Raw genomic sequence first — 17,618 nt, forward strand, 5'->3', positions numbered from 1 at the left:
GAAGAATAATATAAATTAAAGGAAAGAGGTAATATATATGAAAAAACATTCTATTGTTATTGCAGGAGGCGGAAGCACATTCACTCCAGGAATAGTTATGATGCTATTAGATAATCTACACCGTTTTCCAATTAGAAAATTAAAATTATATGATAATGACGGTGATCGTCAAAGTGTTATTGGTGAGGCTTTAGATATTGTATTAAAAGAAAATGCACCAGATATTGAATTTTCTTATACTACAGATCCAAAAGAAGCATTTACAGATGTTGACTTCTGTATGGCTCATATACGTGTTGGAAAATATGAAATGCGTGAAAAGGATGAAAAGATTCCTTTAAAATATGGAGTACTTGGTCAAGAAACCTGTGGACCAGGAGGAATTGCCTATGGAATGAGAAGTATAGGAGGCATGTTAGAATTAATAGATTTAATGGAAAAGTATTCGCCAGACTGTTGGATGTTAAATTACTCTAACCCGGCATCAATTGTAGCTGAGGCTTGCCGCAGATTAAAACCAAATTCAAAGGTATTAAATATTTGTGATATGCCGGTTGGAACACTTCGTCGTATGGCTGGTATTGTAGATTTAGAACCAAGTGATTTAGAAGTTAAATATTTTGGATTAAACCACTTTGGATGGTGGACTAGCGTTAAGGATAAACAAGGCAATGATTTAACAGACAGGATTAAAGCCTATGTTGCAGAAAATGGCTACTTAACAGTAAAAGAAGTAGAGACACAACACACAGATCCAAGCTGGCAGGAAACTCATAAAAAAGCAAAAGATTTATTAGCAGTGGATCCAAGATTTTTACCTAATACTTATTTAAAATACTATCTATATCCTGATTATGTTGTAGAACATTCTAATGCAGAATACTCTAGAGCAAATGAAGTAATGGATGGAAGAGAAAAAGATGTATTTAATGCAGCACGTGCTATTACAAAGGCAGGAACAGCAAAATGTGGAGAATTCCACATTGATGCTCATGCAACTTTCATAGTAGATTTAGCTAGAGCAATTGCTTATAATACTCACGAAAGAATGTTATGTATAGTAGAAAATAAAGGTGCAATATCTAATTTTGATCCTACAGCTATGGTAGAAGTTCCATGTATTGTTGGAAGTGATGGACCAGAACCTTTAGCACAAGGAGAAATTCCACAATTCCAAAAGGGATTAATGGAGCAACAAGTATCAGTAGAAAAATTAGTTGTTGAAGCATGGATTGAAAATAGTTATTTGAAATTATGGCAGGCACTTACTTTATCTAAGACTATACCAAGTGCTAAAGTCGCTAAATTATTACTAGATGATCTTATTGAAGCTAATAAAGGCTATTGGCCGGAATTAAAGTAGAGGTATGTATGTTTAAAAATTTATTTAATAAAAATAAGAATAAAGTATTTTATGCTTTTGCTGATGGTGTAAGTATTGACTTAAGTAAGGTTAATGATGAAATGTTCTCACAAAAAATGATGGGGGAAGGAATCGCTATTAAACCAAGTGAAGGAAAAATATATTCACCTTGTGATGGAACTATAGCAGCAGTTATGAAAGAAAGTAAGCATGCTGTTGGTATTAGAACGAAAGATGGAGTGGAATTTTTAATTCATGTAGGAATCGATACTGTAGCTTTAAACGGAGAAGGTTTTGAATTGCATTGTGAAGAAGGAAAAGCAGTAAAAAAAGGTGATCTTCTTTTAAGCTTTGACAGAAACTTTATTAAAGAAAAAGGCCTAGATGATATTACTATGCTGGTAATTTCAGAACCTAACAATCATAAGATTGTGAGTTTTAGAACTGGTATGAGTATGAACGCTAAGGAAGAGATTTTATTGGAATATAATTAACTCTAACAACTAAAACGTTATAGGAAAAGCTTAGTGTTCCCGCACTAAGCTTTTCTTGTTGATGATTCCTAGAAACTTATTTTTTAGAATTCTGCACCTCAACCTTTTGGTTTGAACACAAGGGCAGAAATAAAACCAAAGACTATTGCGGCAGAAACTCCTACACTTACGGTCTTTAATACACCAGTAAATATTCCTATAAAACCGGTTTGTTCAGCATCAGTTATAGCAGCTGTAACTAGGGTATTTCCAAAGCTGCTTATAGGTACAAATGCGCCTGCACCTGCGAATTTTACTAAAGGATCATATAGACCTAATCCACCTAGTATTGCACCAATTACAACTAGTGTGCAAGTTGTGTGGGCAGGCGTAACCTTTAAAATATCAGTTATAAGTTGACCGATAACGCAAATTAAACCACCTATGATAAATGCAAAAATTAATTTTTCCATAATTTGATTTTCACCTTCCTTTTTACATTTCTATAGAAACAGCATGAGCAATACAAGGTATGCTTTCCTTTTGTTGAAAGGATATAGGAGACATTAAAGCACCTGTTGCGACAATTAATATTTTCTTTAATTCTCCTCTTCGCATACGATTAAGTAGATGCCCATAAGTTACGCTGGCAGAGCAACCACAACCACTGCCGCCAGAAAATGCTGGTTGATCATCTTTGTAGATTAAAAGTCCGCAGTCTGTAAATATATCTCTTGGCATGTTTATTCTGTGTTTTTCCAATAAAGCATTAGCAAGCTCGTGACCAACTTTGCCTAAATCACCAGTAGCGATAAGATCATAATGAGTTGCATCAATGTTTAAATCTCTAAAATGAGCTTCAATTGTATCTACAGCAGCTGGTGCCATAGCGGCTCCAACATTATAGGGATCTGAAACTCCCATGTCTATTACTCTTCCTATAGTAGCAGAAGTTACTTTTGGTCCATCTCCATTTTGTGCGAGAACTGCAGCCCCAGATCCAGTTACTGTCCACTGTGCAGTAGGAGGTCTTTGTACCCCATAATCAGTAGGATATCTAAAGGTTTTTTCAGCAGCTGCATTATGACTGCAGGCTGCTGCTACAACGTATTTAGCGGCTTTGCTGTCAATTAATTGAGCGGCTAAGGATAGACTTTCCATGGAGCTAGAACAAGCACCAAAGATTCCTAAATAAGGTATTCCTAAAGTTCTTGCAGCAAAGCTGCTGGAAATGATTTGATTCATTAAGTCTCCACTAAAGAAAAAATTAATATCTTCTTTTTGTATATTTGATTTTTGTATAGCCCTCTCACAAGCATGCTCAAGTAGAGCTTTTTCTGCTTTTTCATAGCTATCTTGCCCTAACCATAAATCTTCACAGATTATATCAAAGTCATTTGCTAAAGCTCCATTACCCTCAAAAGGACCACCAACAGCGGCTGAAGCTAATATTGTAGGTTTAGAATTAAAAATCCAGGATTGATGCCCCTTAAGCATTTACATCGCCCCCAACCAGATTATTGACATTTTTATGGCAGCAACTACAACAGCAGCAAAAACTCCATAAACAATAATTGCTCCAGCAAGTTGGAACATATTTCCCGCTACTCCAAGCACAAAACCTTCACTTTTATGTTCGATTGAAGCAGAAGCTATGGAGTTTGCAAATCCTGTAATAGGGACAGCAGTTCCCGAACCAGCCCACTGGCTGAGATGATCATAAATTCCGAGGCCGGTAAATAAGGCGGCCAAAAAGATTAAAATTAGGGAAGTAGGACCTACTGATGTCTTTTCGTCAAAATTATAATAGTTAATAAAAAACCATTGTAATATTTGACCAATTGAACATATTGCTCCGCCTACGAGAAAAGCCCTAATACAATTCTTAAGTATTGGTCTTTTTGGTTCAATACTGCTTATCAAAGCATCATATTGTTGCTGAGCGGTGGTCATTTTTTTCTTTTTCATGTTTGACATTCGTTTCACCTTCTAACGTAATAAATGTGGTTCTAATTTTTTTATGATTTTTTCTAGTTTTTCAGCATTTTGTGAATACATAGTTTTTGCAGCTTGATTGTCACTATCTAAAGAAAATGACATAAGATCTGCTTGGATTTTTTCGATGCTGGCATATAACATTTCTTTAACTTCTGTTTTAGGAACTTGTATTAAATCATCAAAAAGATCGATATATAGGTCTCCAGAAGAATCAACTTGACCAAGAAAAACATTCTCAAGGGTGACCCCTTTAATTTCTAATTGAGTTGTAAGCCACCCTTGATTTAACCCGGCATTAGTAAGGCCTTCATTTAATATATTGCCATCTAAAATAACTGTTTGTGGTTCAGTCTTTGATCCAACCTGCTTTCCTAAATCAAAAGCAGTAACAGGTTTCTTATCAGCTTTTAAGTTTATGTTTATATCTCCGGTAGTTTCCATTACAGCAAATTCTACATCAGCTAAATTAAATGCTTTTTTAGAACGCAGTTCCTGCAAAAATTCTTGTCCTGTAATTCTTTCTTTTGATAAGTTATCTTCCATTACTTTACCGTTTTTAATTAAGACTCTTTCTTTACCATGTAACACATTGTATACCCACTTACTTCTCATAGAAGCATAATCTAAGATAAGAGGCATCAGAGCCCAAACAGCCAGTGTAGTTAATCCAAAATAAATATTATTAATAAGATTTAAAGAAATTAAAGTAATAATAATAGCGATGACAGCATAAGAAATTAAGTCGAAGGGAGTAGCCCTAGCTAAGGTCTTTTTCTTCATATATTTAGATATAACTAATGTTAAAAAAAATAAAACTATTGAATTAAATAATAGTATAGACCAAGTATTCATATTCCACCTCACTTAATTACCTTTATATTGGGGCTCCTCAAACTCCATGGTTCCTACTCTTTTTTCTAAATCTGTTTTAATTTTACTTATTTCTTCAAATGCTGTATTAAATGCATCCTTAGCTTCTTTATCACGTTCTTGCAATGAATACATTCTTAAAGTAGCTTCAGCCCCTTTTAAGGTAGCTAACGTTTGTTTTACTTTAGATATCGCTGTCATATAAAAGTCTCCTTTAATATTTATTGAAATTTTACTAATTTACTTTATCCAATAAGCTTGATTTTAATTCTTATATTATAAAAAATTAAGAAGTTTAGGAATAATTTTAATCTAAATAAATCGAATATTTAGATTGATTATGAACAAAATATAGTAGTCGATTAAAAAATATAAAGGAGGAATTTTATATGCCAACAGGAACAAAACTTGAAACAGCACTAGCCAGTGCTAAAGGATTAGCAGCAGATATGAAGACATTTTCTTTGGATACAGATAACCAAGAGGCAAAGCAAATGTTTAATCAGCTTTCAAGTACAATGGATAATGTAGCACAAACAATACAATCAAGACTTGACTTTGTAAAACAAGAAGAACCACAGTATAATAAATAATAGATAACAAAAAATAAATAAATATACTTCCATTCCTAATTAAATTTATATTTTATAGGTATGAGAGTATATTTATTTACTTGAATTCTTATTATGTAGTTATGTGTAATATCTATTTGCCTAATCCTTCCCAATGCTCATAAGCCTCACTTAATTCTATCAATGAGGCAGATTTATCCTTTGCAGCTATAGCGCCACGAAGACGAGCTATACTTGTATCTAAAGAATTTATTTCGTCTCTCTCTGAACTAAATTGAATTCTTTTAATGAAGGTCTTCCATGTAGTTGATAAGTTCTCTATTTTTTCATTAGCGTTCTCCCAATTTTCTAATTCTATATCTTGAGTAATTAATTGTATCGATTCAGGGATGCTGTCATTTTTTACGGAGAACTTTTTTAAAAAGCTGCCACTGAGCATAATTAATACAAAAGAAATTAGTGCAACTATAGGTATAGATATTATTAATAATTTTCTCACGATTATTTTCCTCCTTTAATATGGTCCTTTATAATCACCAATATCGGTCACTTTTAGCATATGATCATCATACTTGTCTATATATAAGGAGCCAGAAGGAGTCAAGGTTGCAATAAATACTTCTGAAACATCCTTAATCTCATGCATTTTCAGTTGAGCCATTAGCCATTTTTCAGTTTTATTAAGTTGTTTCAGATTTTCATTTATAAGAATTCCATCATAAATAAGTTCGGTACTTATACCGCTTGGTGCTTTTAGAATACTCATATCCTTAGGGGTTAAAGGTTCATATTCTGGTTTCCTTAGAACTGATAATTGGCCATTTGGTTCAATAATCGCAAAATCTACTTGGGACAGATCAAAAACATCCTTAACTCTCAATAATCCCATAAGATCTGCGGCTGTATATTTCATTTTTTTTAATGCATTTTCCATTATTTTGCCATTCATAATCACAATTGTAGGTTCGCCTTCAATATATTTTGCGGCATATCTCCATTTTTCAGTAACATATTCCATTAAATACCCAAGTAAACACCAAGTGAGAAGTCCAACAAAATGGGGCCATGCTCTGCTGGATAAGTCCGTAGTAAGAGTCGCGGCAATTGATCCAATTGTTATTCCAAGAGCATAATCAAAGAATGTTAATTGACTAATTTGTTGTTTTCCTAGTATCTTAGCGAAAATAAGTAAAGAAAAGAATGCAATAATAGAACGCACTAAAACGACTAAGCCTTCATTCAATTTTTTTACCTCCTCATCTTAATAATATAAGGTTATTATTTAACTTAAAGTAGATTTTATACTATTGAATTAATTGAAGGTGGTGAAAGAACTTTAGGCAAGAGAGAAGGAGTAGTTGGTGAGCGGTCTTCGTAGTTTATTTATTTAACCAAAGTTATAGAAATCACTATGCTATAATATAATCTATGAAAGAAACGTTATTAATATAAGAAGGCTTAAATTGCTAAATGAATTTAAAATGATTAACCAGAGGTACACAATTGAAAGGGGTGATTTCTTGAAACTAAATGAATTAAAATCAATAGTATTTAAATCTGTATCTAATCACATGAAGAGAGAAGGGGAAGATTCTTTTAATAAGGGATTGGTCACCTATTTTAAAGGTAAAAAAATTGAAAATATATATCATGTTTACGGGAGAGTAAAGGATAAAAGCAAACTCAAAGAGTTTAATACCCACATTAAAATTGATATTCAGAAGAAAAAACTTGAGGGAGCAAATTGTTCTTGTGATGAGTTTAAAGAATTCGCTGCAAGTGGATACACCCTAATGTGCAGTCACATAACTGCCACTGCATATAAATTCTTTAGTTTACTATCAAAGGATAAGGATGAGGCAAGAGAAGATTCAGAAAAAAACACTATAGAGAAATATAAAATATGGGGAAATACTGAAACTACTCGGCTTATTCGAAAAACAGAAAAAGACTCTGAATATTATGAAGTGATGACAGCTTCAAGAAGTGAAAAGCTAATACTTCAGCCAAATGACTTAAGAGTATTTTTAGAAGTAGTTGAGAATAGAAAAATCAAATTTAAGTTTGAGCATATAGAGTTTACAGTACCAATTTTATATAAGGATATGCCTATAACTTTTAACTTAAAAGAAGATAATAATCAAATGATTTTATCAACTCACAAGCAGCTTCCGATGCGGTTAAATTCAAATAATGATGTTTATCATTTTAAAAATGAACTTTACCTTCCTTCAAAAATTCAGAGTGATGCTTACATGACTTTTCATGAAAAATTAAAGATCCATAGAGAAATTGTTTATAGAAAAGAAATAAATATTTATACAAAGTTAATTTCAATTCTAAGCAGCATAACAGAGAATATTAATATTTCAGAGGGCTTAAGAAATTTTGCATCTAACTTTTTGAAACCTGAATTTCTAGTGTTTAAAGAAGATGGAAAAATTTATTGTGATGTAATCTTAATCTATGGAAGCAGAAAAGTTAATATACTTAATGATAATAGTAGAGAAGATAAGTTTATAAGAGATTATAGAAAAGAAGAAAAGCTTCTTTTGGAAATGGAAAAAAGAAACTTTATAAAGATGAAGAATAGATTCATGTTTATAGGGGGAGATGAAGAGTTATTTAATATATTAAAAGGTATAGATGATAGCATTCAAGCCTTAGGAAAAATCACTTTAGGTAAGGGACTTAACAATAAAAAAATATATAATTCAGAATCTATAAATGCAGACTTATATGATGTGGGGGAAAATTACGATTTTTCTTATAGTATAGGGAACATAGAAATAAATGAGCTAAATAGTGCATTTGAAGCTTACAGGAACAAAAGCAGATTCTACAAAACTAAAAATAATGACTTTTTAGATTTTGAAGATGATAATTTAAGGAATTTTTTTAATCTTTTTGAAGTATTAAATATTAGTGAGAATTTAGTAGACGGAAGAGTTAAAGTAGAAAAAGGTAAAGCATTATATTTATATGAAAATATAATGAATAAAGGGTTAGGAGTTATTAAAGGCTCTGATGAATTAGAGGAAATAGAAAATAAGTTAGCTAATATAAATAGTAGTGAAATAGCTCTGCCAGATACGTTTAATGGAGAGCTTAGAGAATACCAAATGAAAGGCTTTAAGTGGTTTAAGACACTAAGTGAATTAGGATTTGGTGGAATATTGGCAGATGAAATGGGACTGGGTAAGACAATTCAAACTATTGCATTTTTGCTTTCTGAAAATAATAAAAAGGCTTTTATTGTCTGTCCAACTTCATTAATTTATAACTGGAAAGAAGAATTTGAAAAGTTCGCGCCAAGTTTAAAAGTATTAATTGTACATGGACCACAAAGACTTGAGTCAATAAATAGTATTAGTGATTGTGATGTAGCTATAACTACTTATGGGACCTTGAGACTTGACATAGATTACTATGAAGATATTATCTTTGATTACTGTATCATTGATGAAGGACAAAACATAAAGAATTCTTTAGCTCAAAACACTAAAGTTATAAAAGAAATCAAAGCCAAGAGAAGGTTTGCCTTAACGGGAACCCCTATTGAAAACAATTTGACAGAACTTTGGTCTATATTTGATTTTGTAATGCCAGGGTATTTATACTCTAAAGAAACATTCCAAGAGAAATTCATTTCAAGAGGAGAAGATAATTTAGAAAGTCTTAAGATGTTAATAAAGCCTTTTATTTTAAGAAGGACTAAAAAAGAGGTAATGAAGGAATTGCCAGATAAAGTAGAAAAGAAGTTATTAGTTGAAATGACAGTTTCTCAAAAGGCTATATACAGTAACTATATAAAAAAGGTACGAACAACAATGAAGAATAACAAAGATGGAAAAATTGAGATACTTTCATATTTAACTAAGCTTAGACAAATATGCTTAGACCCTTCACTTATAATTGAAGATTACAATGGTGGAAGCGGGAAACTAGAAGTAGCAGTGGAGCTTATTAAAGAGCATATTGATTCTGGTAATAAAGTTCTTTTGTTTTCACAATTTACTTCAGCCTTAGATAAAATCGGAGAACGCTTAAATAAAGAGGAAATAAAGTACTTTCATTTGCAGGGAAAGACGAGACCTAAGGATAGAATTAAACTTGTAAAGGAGTTTAATAGCAGTGATTCTGTAAAAGTATTTTTAATCTCACTAAAAGCTGGAGGCACTGGGCTTAATTTAACTTCAGCAAATTTAGTCATTCACTTTGATCCATGGTGGAATCCAGCAGTTGAGGATCAAGCTACAGATAGAGCTCACAGAATTGGTCAAGAGGATATAGTGGAGGTAGTTAGGTTAATTGCGAAAGGAACCATTGAAGAAAAGATTATTTTACTTCAAGAAGATAAAAAAGAACTCATTAACGATATTCTTACTGGAGAACTTCAAAATAGCAGTTTACTTAGCAGCCTGTCAAAGGATGATTTAATTCAGTTATTTGATAGGGATTAAGTTATTAGAATGATTAAAGTAGCAGGTTAAATTGTTTCTATAATTATATAATGTAAGTAGAGGTAATATTTATATGAATGACGAGTTAACAAAAAATGCTGATGCATCCTATCAGCTAGCTGAGCAGAAGGCTGCTGGTTATTTTAAATCACTTTACATGCAGGTCGCGGAAAGGGCTTATGTTCCTATATTAACAAAGAATATACATTGGTGGAAGCGTAGTCATATTCAAAAGAGCTCTTTTTTATCCCTTTTTTATCGTATAAAGAAAGCACCTGATAGGCAGGATTATCGTGGTTATATACAATGGCTGAATTATACAGGTAAACTTGATAATTATCTAGATCGAAGTATTTCATATATTTTTATGAGAGATTTGGGTAAAGCGTTAGACTCACCTGATACACAGATGAAAATCCGGCGTGCAATTGATAGTTTAAAAGAACATCTTGCGGCATACATGAGCTCAAAAAGAAAAGAGACTGACACGGTTAGTATGGCGGTGCTATATAGGAAAGCTCAGAAGGAAGGCATTGAATCTACAGTGATATGGCTGATAAACAAACTAAAGAATGTATCTGCTAATATTCCAAAGGGGATGGATGCTGAGAATGCGCTAAGAAAACTCATTAAAATCATTGCAGGAGTAATGATGCATCAAATTGAAGAGATGGATGACGGGCTATCTACTGAAGAGCGTACTCGAAAACTTGATGGAGCTATTCGGTTAGGTTATTCATATGGGCTGACTTATCCGTTTATTGATGATATCTTGGATGCAAAAGTTCTAAGTGCAAAAGAGACGGAACGGTATTCTAATTTAATACGTACCACGATTATCACAGGAGTTGTACCAGAATTAGGCGAATGGACTGGAGAGAATGCAGAGTTAATTAAGTATATTCATTCTGAACTTAAAGAGGCTTTTGAGTACATTAAGATTCATCAGAAACCAGAGAAAATGAAATCATTTTTAGAGGAAGCCTATGTGTTTTTTTATTCACAGGAAGTAGATCGTGTAAAGACTCTATCGAATGCGAATTACACTAATGAAGAACTTTATATACCAGTCATTTTAAAATCAGCTTCGTCTAGATTGATTGCCCGTTCAGTAATCAGTACAACTGAGGATGATGGATTTGACAATAGAACTTTCTTTTATGGCATATATAACCAACTGGCAGATGATTTTGTAGATATGTTTGATGATATGGAAGATGGAGCGGTAACACCATATACATATTATATGAAATATCATGATACACGCGCGGATCTTATAAATCCATTTGAATTATATTGGACTGTTATCTCAAATTTAATTGAAAATGTGTATAACTCAGATAGAAAGACATGTGAGGTTATTTTAGATCGTGCAATAAATGGTTTAAAACGGTTTAAGACGCGAATGGGAATTGAAAAATATAACGAAGTTATGGGGATATTTGCTCCTAAAAATCCAGAATTTAATTATCTTGTTCAGAGCATGGTTCAAAAAGCAGATGATGTGGATTTTTTTGATAAGCTGCTTCGGGATCATATGATTACTATCTTAAAGAATGAACGAAAAGAACAGGAAGAATTCTTAGATACTATCAAAACTGTACGTAATCAAATCAACAATATCTTAAATATTAAAAAGACAGGAAATATCTCTCTGGAAAATGAATATATAATTGATGCTGCAAATTATAGCCTAAAAGGTGATGGAAAGAGACTTAGACCAATAGTGGCCTGGATGATAGGCACTAAAGAATATAATTTGAATGAGTCAGCAATCCTGCCGCTTCTGAAATCTTTGGAATATATGCACACTGCATCTTTGATATTTGATGACTTACCATCCCAAGATAATGCACCTACACGGAGGGGCTATCCAACACTACATCAAGTATATGATGTTGCCACAGCTGAATTAACAGGCCTTTTCTTAACACAGAAGGCCATTGAGGAGCAGACGTCTCTTGAACAATTTGATTCAGATACTGTCCTTGAATTAATACGATACTCAACTGGAACGACAGAGAAAATGTGCAGGGGACAAGCAATGGATTTAGGTTCAAAAGAGAAAAAATTGACACTTGAGCAATTGAACTTAATGTGTTTTTATAAAACTGGGCTGGCATTCGAAGCTTCTCTTATAATGCCTGCAATTCTCGGCCGTGCAAAGGAGTTAGAACTTAAGGCTTTGAAAGGATTTGCTTATCATGCTGGTATTGCTTTTCAGATTAAGGATGACTTACTTGATGTTGAAGGTAATCCTATAATGCTTGGAAAATCCATTGGCAGAGATGTTGAAAATCGCAGTTCCACTTATGTGTTAATATTAGGTGAGGAAGGTGCGAGAAAAGAGCTTTGGGAACATTACTGTCTTGCCGTGGAAGAGCTGAAGGACATGCCACGTAATATAATTTTTCTAAGACATTTATTGAATTATATTGTTAATCGTGATCATTAGAATTTAGCATAGGCAAGGATTATGATTTATTTAAACCATAGAATCCACGGCAAATGTCGTGGATTATTTAATTTATGATTTGACTTATTTATGATCTAAATATTAATTAGGTTATTATTAGAAAAAATTGATAAATATTGAAGTGTTTTTTATTTCTTAATCGTTATATTAATTGTAAGGATTAATTAAGGTGGTGATAGCTATTGAAAAAGAACAATTTGTAAGTTGCATAAAAGAATACGAGCGATTAATTATCACTATTTGTCTATCCTTTACAAAAAATTACTTTGATGCTGAAGATTTGGCGCAACAAACCTTTTTATCTGCATATCAAAAATGGGAAAGTTTTGATGGAAATAATATTAAGGCTTGGCTTACTACAATTGCTGCCAATAAATGCAGAGACTATGTTAAGAGTAAAGCAAGAACAACAATTAGTCTATCAGAAGAGGAGTATGAAGGTTTAGAAGATAGGGGAGAATCACCAGAGGAAACAGTAGTGAAGAAAAATACTATGGAAAGAATATTAAGTTTATGTAATAGGTTAAAAGAACCTTATAGGACTGTAGCAGTAAGCTATTTTTGCAAAGACATAAAACTTTCACATCTAGCAAAGGAAACGGGTCAGAATATTAAAACTTTAGAAACGCAGCTTTATAGATCAAAAAAATTATTAAAGGATTTATGGAAGGAGGAGTTTATGTGAATAATACATTGTTTAATAAAGAAGGCCATTTGACAGAAGAAGCATTAAAGGTACTTAAGTTTGATAGATTAAGGGATGAAGAATTGATTTTCATATTGGAGCATATTAGTGCGTGTGAAGAGTGTGCCGGCGCATTTGCAGATAGTTTTAAAGATAATGAACTTACAGAAGCTCCTTCAGGATTTCAAGAAAAAGTACAGATTAGAATAAAAGATAAGAAGCGACGTAATATTCAGTTTAATTTTTACTGTGTTAAAGTTGCAGTTGCAGCTAGTATAGCATTAATGATGGTATTTTCAAATGGATTAAACTCTCTGGCTAATTCAAAAGTGAATTATGTGAAACCGCCAGATTTAAGTGTTTTGAATTCAGTTAATGCAAATCTCAATAACTTTTCAGAAAAAATAATCAAATTGGAGGTTTTTATTAATGATAAAGAAAAAAAGTAAATTTTTAACCTTTGTTCTTTCAATGCTGCCTGGTGCAGGACATATGTATATGGGATTTATGAAGACAGGTGTATCTTTCATGTCCGTATTTTTCTTTCTGATATTTCTTTCTTCTTGGCTTGATACAGGGCCATTATTGTTTATAGCGCCACTTATTTGGTTTTACTCGTTTTTTGATTGTACAAATAGAATGGGTCTAGATGACGATAAGCTATTACTTTTAGAAGATAGATATTTATTTTCTATTGATAAGTTAGTAATACTAGATAAAGATATATTCGCAAAACACAGACTAATATCAGGAGTAGTACTATTGTTTCTAGGAATATATTTGTTATCGGAAAACATAATGGATTTTTTACGACCTTTAATTCCACATGAATTTTATAATATCATTCATAATATTATGAGGCAATCTCCTCAATTGATTATAGGAATAGCAATTATTGCAATTGGTATAAGGCTTATCAAAGGGAAGAAAATGGAGAGTGAAATTGATGCGTAAAGGACGTAGAGTAGGCACATTAACATCAGGAATTGTTTTGATTATTTTTGGGATAATGTTTTTACTTAGAATGATTACTAATAATATTAATGTTCTTTTCATCGCATCACTGTGGCCTATTATTCTGGTAAGTGTAGGAATAGAAATTATCGTAGCCTACATGATAAATAGTGAAGAAAAAATGCAATATGATTTTAGTGCGATAATATTAGTTATCATTTTAGTGTTCTTTGCTATGGGCATGGGAGGAGCAGAATTTGTAATTGCTCATTTATCACAGTTTAGAGAAATAATTTAATCCAAATTGGTGGATTTCACCATAAAACCCACGACAAGTGTCGTGGGTTTTTATTAGGAATTTTAGAAGAACATAATGTTCATTTCTTATATAAAAATTTGCTGATTATGATAAGATTATTATCTATTTTTGATTAGAATGAAAAAAATATTGCAATTTTATTAAAAATGTATTAAGATAAAACGGTAAATTTTAATAATTTATATATAAAATTTAAAAGTTCAGATGAAGATAGCGGGAGAGAAACGACTATGGTCGTTCACCGAAGAAGTAAATCTTTCAGGTACCTATTTTAAGGTACATTCAAGAAAATAATATACCAGCATGTTTGCATATTATTTTCTTTTATGTCCTAAGTAGAGATGACCGTTATTGGATGAACCCTTGGAGAGACTCGAAATAGAGCACCGAAGGAGAAAGTTATGCGAAAGTTGCATAGCGAAACTCTCAGGTAAAAGGACAGGGGACAGATAACATATCTTACAAAAGTAATACATTGTAAATTACTTTATTGGTAATGCAGTGTCGATTACTTCATTTAGATCTTATCTATTCCCATTTGTATCTCCGATCAAAAAATACTTATATAGAAAAAGGCGATTTTAAGTACAAGCCTTTTTACTAAGATGGAGGGATAAAATGGATCATTTAAAATCAGAAAATCAAAATTTATCAAGAGGACTAAAAAATCGTCATGTCCAATTACTCGCAATTGGAGGCGCAATCGGTACTGGATTATTCCTTGGTTCGGGAAGATCTATTCACTTGGCAGGACCATCTATATTATTTGCGTATATGATAACAGGAATAATTTGTTTTTTTATTATGCGTGCCCTTGGGGAATTATTACTTTCTAATTTAAACTATCACTCATTTGTAGACTTTGTATATGATTATTTAGGAGAAAGAGCAGCGTTTATTACTGGATGGACCTACTGGTTCTGCTGGATCTCACTTGCGATGGCGGATGTGACGGCTGCGGGACTTTACATACAATACTGGTTCCCGAATATAGCTAATTGGGTTCCGAGTCTTATAATCCTTGTAATTTTATTGATTATGAACCTTACTGCAGTAAAGTTATTTGGTGAAATGGAGTTCTGGTTTGCCTTAATTAAAGTTGTTGCAATTTTAGCACTAATTATAATCGGTACATTTATGGTTATTAAAGGATTTTCTACAGATGCTGGTGCAGCTAGCTTTACAAATCTTTGGAGTCATGGTGGAATGTTCCCAAAAGGTGCAACTGGATTTATTCTTTCATTCCAAATGGTTGTATTTGCTTTTACTGGAATCGAATTAGTAGGACTTACAGCTGGTGAAACTGAAGATCCAGAACGTGTTATTCCAAAGGCTATTAATAATATTCCAATTAGAATCATTATTTTCTATGTAGGAGCTCTTTTTATTATCATGAGCATATACCCATGGACTTCAATTAATCCAGATAAAAGTCCATTTGTACAAGTGTTTTCGGCAGTAGGAATTGCAGCAGCAGCAAGTATTGTAAATTTTGTTGTATTAACATCAGCGGCTTCTGCATGTAACAGTGGCATATTTAGTACAAGTCGTATGGTTTACTCTCTTGCAAAAGAAGGAAATGCACCTGAGTCAATGAATAAATTAACTTCTAATCAAATACCTGCTAATGCTACAATGTTCTCAGCGATTGTTATCTTGATTTCAGTCATTTTGAATTATATTATGCCAGAAGGAGTATTTGTTTTAATCACAAGTATATCAACATTTTGTTTTATCTTCATTTGGGCAATTATAGTTATTTGCCATTTGAAATATCGCAAAACTAATCCTGAACTTGCTGCGAAGAACAAATTTAAAATGCCGCTTTACCCAATTATGAACTATATAATTCTAGCATTTTTAGCTTTTGTTATAATTACATTAGCATTTAATAATGAAACTCGTGTAGCTTTATTTGTAACACCTATATGGTTTATAATGCTTGCAGTGATATATAAAATGCTTAAATCAAAAGCGAAAAGTAGAGAAGTTTTAAAGAGAAATCTAGTATAGTTTAACAATAAAAATAAAAAAAGATGTTTAAAAAACGCGATTGTATATATGAGGCTGGCAGAGCTTCTTGTAGACAGTCGTGTTTTTTATTTTCGTGTGGCTAAGATTAATAAAAATGTGAACTTCATAATTTCTTCATAAATTTAGTAAATAGTTCTTTAATTTTGATAACTAAAATTAAAATATACCAAATGAAGGAAAAAGGAGTGAGGTTAATGAAATGCTTGATTATAGTACCAGCTTATAATGAGGAGAAAAATATATACAATGTTGTAACTTCAATAAAAGATAATAATACATTTTCAGATGTTATTGTTATCAATGATGGTTCTAAGGATAATACGTATTTTGAGGCTAAGAGAGCGGGTGCAGAAGTTATAAATTTAGGTGAGAACTTGGGTATAGGAGGAGCTGTTCAAACAGGTTACATTTACGCATTGAATAAGGGATATGATGTGGCAGTTCAAATAGATGGTGATGGTCAGCATGATCCAAAGGACTTGGAGAATTTAATTAAACAAATGAAAAAAGGCAATTTTGATATGATTATAGGTTCAAGGTTTGTAGAAAAGACAAAGTATATACCAAGTATATTTAGAGCAGTGGGGATAAGATATTTTTCTAAATTAGTTTCGTTCCTATGTGGAAGTAATTATTATGATACTACTTCTGGCTATAGATTAGTAAATAAAAAAGCAATAGAACTTTTTGAAAAATACTACCCAAAGGATTACCCAGAAGTAGAGACCATAGTATATGCATATAAAAGTGGTTTGAAGGTTAAGGAGATTGGTGTAAATATGAGGCAGAGGTATGAAGGGAAGTCGTCTATAACACCAATGAAATCAATATATTACATGGTTAAAGTAACATTATCAACATTAATAGTAGCTCAGAAACAGAATTATTAAAAGATAAGGGGATTAGAGAATGAATGGAATATTGATTTTGTTTATAATATTAATTTTTACAATAGTATATTGGGTGAGACAAATATATGAGATCAAGAGAAGATTAGTTAGATTAATTCAAGAAAACGCTGTGATTTGGCAATTTATAAAGGAGCAAGAGAATAGATGATGTATTTATTATTATTTATAAACATAATAATGCTAGTTTCAGGTCAAGTATTATGGAAGATCGGAGTAGGAAAAAGTAGTTTTAACTTCTCAATTCAAGGAATTACTAATATATTTTTTAATCCTTATATATTAGGCGGAGGAATTATATATGTGTTTGCTACAATAATTTGGGTTTATATATTATCGAAGGAAGAGCTAAGTAGAGTATATCCACTACAAAGTCTATGTTATGTATTAGGAATATTTGCTGGAGTTTTAATATTCAAGGAGTGCCTTACACTTAGTAAAGGTTTGGGAGCAGTATTTATAATAATTGGAACATTTATTATTACAAGGTAGAGGTGAAAATC

The 17,618-nt window shown here is 32.1% G+C and carries 19 protein-coding genes and 2 riboswitches; of the genes, 12 read left to right on the forward strand and 7 right to left on the reverse strand.

The window, feature by feature from the left end:
- The first annotated feature begins 37 nt into the window (after positions 1 to 37).
- Both D2A34_RS06585 and D2A34_RS06590 read left to right on the forward strand, forming a co-directional pair.
- A complete protein-coding gene (locus D2A34_RS06585; RefSeq protein WP_119366094.1) occupies positions 38 to 1,363 on the forward strand; it encodes a 6-phospho-alpha-glucosidase in 1,326 nt (441 codons plus the stop codon).
- Between the two features lie 8 nt (positions 1,364 to 1,371).
- Positions 1,372 to 1,857 (forward strand): PTS sugar transporter subunit IIA, encoded by a 486-nt coding sequence (locus tag D2A34_RS06590; RefSeq protein ID WP_079438193.1) that lies wholly within the window; start codon positions 1,372 to 1,374, stop codon positions 1,855 to 1,857.
- Between the two features lie 98 nt (positions 1,858 to 1,955).
- Here D2A34_RS06590 and spoVAE read toward each other — a convergent pair whose 3' ends face one another.
- The 5 genes from spoVAE to D2A34_RS06615 are packed head-to-tail and all read right to left on the reverse strand — an operon-like array spanning position 1,956 to position 4,905.
- A complete protein-coding gene (gene spoVAE / locus D2A34_RS06595; RefSeq protein ID WP_079438192.1) occupies positions 1,956 to 2,309 on the reverse strand; it encodes a stage V sporulation protein AE in 354 nt (117 codons plus the stop codon).
- Positions 2,310 to 2,331: 22 nt separating this feature from the next.
- Positions 2,332 to 3,333, reverse strand: a complete 1,002-nt coding sequence (gene spoVAD / locus D2A34_RS06600) for a stage V sporulation protein AD (protein WP_079438191.1) — start codon at positions 3,331 to 3,333, stop codon at positions 2,332 to 2,334.
- Positions 3,334 to 3,813: a stage V sporulation protein AC gene (gene spoVAC / locus D2A34_RS06605; protein WP_119366095.1), complete on the reverse strand. Its 480-nt coding sequence runs from the start codon at positions 3,811 to 3,813 to the stop codon at positions 3,334 to 3,336.
- A gap of 12 nt (positions 3,814 to 3,825) precedes the next feature.
- A complete protein-coding gene (locus tag D2A34_RS06610; RefSeq protein WP_119366096.1) occupies positions 3,826 to 4,686 on the reverse strand; it encodes a DUF421 domain-containing protein in 861 nt (286 codons plus the stop codon).
- 12 nt (positions 4,687 to 4,698) lie between these two features.
- Positions 4,699 to 4,905, reverse strand: coding sequence for a DUF1657 domain-containing protein (locus D2A34_RS06615; protein WP_079438188.1), 207 nt, complete (start codon positions 4,903 to 4,905; stop codon positions 4,699 to 4,701).
- Between the two features lie 188 nt (positions 4,906 to 5,093).
- Between D2A34_RS06615 and D2A34_RS06620 the strand changes: the two genes are divergently transcribed.
- A complete protein-coding gene (locus tag D2A34_RS06620) occupies positions 5,094 to 5,297 on the forward strand; it encodes a DUF1657 domain-containing protein (RefSeq protein WP_079438187.1) in 204 nt (67 codons plus the stop codon).
- Positions 5,298 to 5,409: 112 nt separating this feature from the next.
- Here the strand turns inward: D2A34_RS06620 and D2A34_RS06625 are convergent, their stop codons facing one another.
- Complete coding sequence (locus tag D2A34_RS06625) at positions 5,410 to 5,775, reverse strand: DUF4363 family protein (RefSeq protein ID WP_079438186.1); 366 nt, start codon at positions 5,773 to 5,775, stop codon at positions 5,410 to 5,412.
- 15 nt (positions 5,776 to 5,790) lie between these two features.
- A complete protein-coding gene (locus D2A34_RS06630) occupies positions 5,791 to 6,519 on the reverse strand; it encodes a DUF421 domain-containing protein (RefSeq protein WP_119366097.1) in 729 nt (242 codons plus the stop codon).
- Between the two features lie 277 nt (positions 6,520 to 6,796).
- Here D2A34_RS06630 and D2A34_RS06635 point away from each other — a divergent pair, with 277 nt between their 5' ends.
- The 9 genes from D2A34_RS06635 (at position 6,797) to D2A34_RS06675 (ending at position 17,607) form a co-directional block, all read left to right on the forward strand.
- Positions 6,797 to 9,739: a DEAD/DEAH box helicase gene (locus D2A34_RS06635; RefSeq protein WP_119366098.1), complete on the forward strand. Its 2,943-nt coding sequence runs from the start codon at positions 6,797 to 6,799 to the stop codon at positions 9,737 to 9,739.
- 157 nt (positions 9,740 to 9,896) lie between these two features.
- Entirely contained in the window at positions 9,897 to 12,194 is a 2,298-nt protein-coding gene (locus D2A34_RS06640) for a polyprenyl synthetase family protein (protein ID WP_242965984.1), read from the forward strand.
- Positions 12,195 to 12,387: 193 nt separating this feature from the next.
- Positions 12,388 to 12,900 (forward strand): RNA polymerase sigma factor, encoded by a 513-nt coding sequence (locus D2A34_RS06645; RefSeq protein ID WP_119366652.1) that lies wholly within the window; start codon positions 12,388 to 12,390, stop codon positions 12,898 to 12,900.
- Positions 12,897 to 13,349: a hypothetical protein gene (locus tag D2A34_RS06650; protein WP_119366099.1), complete on the forward strand. Its 453-nt coding sequence runs from the start codon at positions 12,897 to 12,899 to the stop codon at positions 13,347 to 13,349. The genes D2A34_RS06645 and D2A34_RS06650 overlap by 4 nt, the downstream gene beginning before the upstream one ends.
- The gene (locus D2A34_RS06655; protein WP_119366100.1) at positions 13,330 to 13,854 is read left to right on the forward strand and encodes a hypothetical protein; all 525 of its coding nucleotides are present in this window, start codon (positions 13,330 to 13,332) and stop codon (positions 13,852 to 13,854) included. Before D2A34_RS06650 ends, D2A34_RS06655 begins: the two co-directional genes overlap by 20 nt.
- Complete coding sequence (locus tag D2A34_RS06660; protein WP_119366101.1) at positions 13,847 to 14,152, forward strand: LiaI-LiaF-like domain-containing protein; 306 nt, start codon at positions 13,847 to 13,849, stop codon at positions 14,150 to 14,152. Before D2A34_RS06655 ends, D2A34_RS06660 begins: the two co-directional genes overlap by 8 nt.
- 225 nt (positions 14,153 to 14,377) lie before the next feature.
- Positions 14,378 to 14,449: riboswitch (glycine riboswitch) on the forward strand.
- A gap of 77 nt (positions 14,450 to 14,526) precedes the next feature.
- A riboswitch (glycine riboswitch) is annotated at positions 14,527 to 14,625 on the forward strand.
- Positions 14,626 to 14,791: 166 nt separating this feature from the next.
- The gene (locus D2A34_RS06665) at positions 14,792 to 16,186 is read left to right on the forward strand and encodes an amino acid permease (protein WP_119366102.1); all 1,395 of its coding nucleotides are present in this window, start codon (positions 14,792 to 14,794) and stop codon (positions 16,184 to 16,186) included.
- Between the two features lie 215 nt (positions 16,187 to 16,401).
- On the forward strand, positions 16,402 to 17,097 hold the full coding sequence (locus D2A34_RS06670) for a glycosyltransferase family 2 protein (RefSeq protein WP_119366103.1): 696 nt from the start codon (positions 16,402 to 16,404) through the stop codon (positions 17,095 to 17,097).
- Between the two features lie 165 nt (positions 17,098 to 17,262).
- Positions 17,263 to 17,607: an EamA family transporter gene (locus tag D2A34_RS06675; RefSeq protein ID WP_119366104.1), complete on the forward strand. Its 345-nt coding sequence runs from the start codon at positions 17,263 to 17,265 to the stop codon at positions 17,605 to 17,607.
- Positions 17,608 to 17,618 lie beyond the last annotated feature (11 nt).

This window comes from Clostridium chromiireducens (assembly GCF_003575225.1).
Lineage (GTDB): Bacteria > Bacillota > Clostridia > Clostridiales > Clostridiaceae > Clostridium > Clostridium chromiireducens.

What these genes read in the sequence shown, in the direction of transcription:
- D2A34_RS06585 (WP_119366094.1), top strand. Translation starts at nt 38, where the DNA reads ATGAAAAAACATTCTATTGTTATTGCAGGAGGCGGAAGCACATTCACT.
- D2A34_RS06590 (WP_079438193.1), top strand. Translation starts at nt 1,372, where the DNA reads ATGTTTAAAAATTTATTTAATAAAAATAAGAATAAAGTATTTTATGCT.
- spoVAE (WP_079438192.1), bottom strand. Translation starts at nt 2,309, where the DNA reads ATGGAAAAATTAATTTTTGCATTTATCATAGGTGGTTTAATTTGCGTT.
- spoVAD (WP_079438191.1), bottom strand. Translation starts at nt 3,333, where the DNA reads ATGCTTAAGGGGCATCAATCCTGGATTTTTAATTCTAAACCTACAATA.
- spoVAC (WP_119366095.1), bottom strand. Translation starts at nt 3,813, where the DNA reads ATGTCAAACATGAAAAAGAAAAAAATGACCACCGCTCAGCAACAATAT.
- D2A34_RS06610 (WP_119366096.1), bottom strand. Translation starts at nt 4,686, where the DNA reads ATGAATACTTGGTCTATACTATTATTTAATTCAATAGTTTTATTTTTT.
- D2A34_RS06615 (WP_079438188.1), bottom strand. Translation starts at nt 4,905, where the DNA reads ATGACAGCGATATCTAAAGTAAAACAAACGTTAGCTACCTTAAAAGGG.
- D2A34_RS06620 (WP_079438187.1), top strand. Translation starts at nt 5,094, where the DNA reads ATGCCAACAGGAACAAAACTTGAAACAGCACTAGCCAGTGCTAAAGGA.
- D2A34_RS06640 (WP_242965984.1), top strand. Translation starts at nt 9,897, where the DNA reads ATGCAGGTCGCGGAAAGGGCTTATGTTCCTATATTAACAAAGAATATA.
- D2A34_RS06655 (WP_119366100.1), top strand. Translation starts at nt 13,330, where the DNA reads ATGATAAAGAAAAAAAGTAAATTTTTAACCTTTGTTCTTTCAATGCTG.
- D2A34_RS06660 (WP_119366101.1), top strand. Translation starts at nt 13,847, where the DNA reads ATGCGTAAAGGACGTAGAGTAGGCACATTAACATCAGGAATTGTTTTG.
- D2A34_RS06665 (WP_119366102.1), top strand. Translation starts at nt 14,792, where the DNA reads ATGGATCATTTAAAATCAGAAAATCAAAATTTATCAAGAGGACTAAAA.
- D2A34_RS06670 (WP_119366103.1), top strand. Translation starts at nt 16,402, where the DNA reads ATGAAATGCTTGATTATAGTACCAGCTTATAATGAGGAGAAAAATATA.
- D2A34_RS06675 (WP_119366104.1), top strand. Translation starts at nt 17,263, where the DNA reads ATGATGTATTTATTATTATTTATAAACATAATAATGCTAGTTTCAGGT.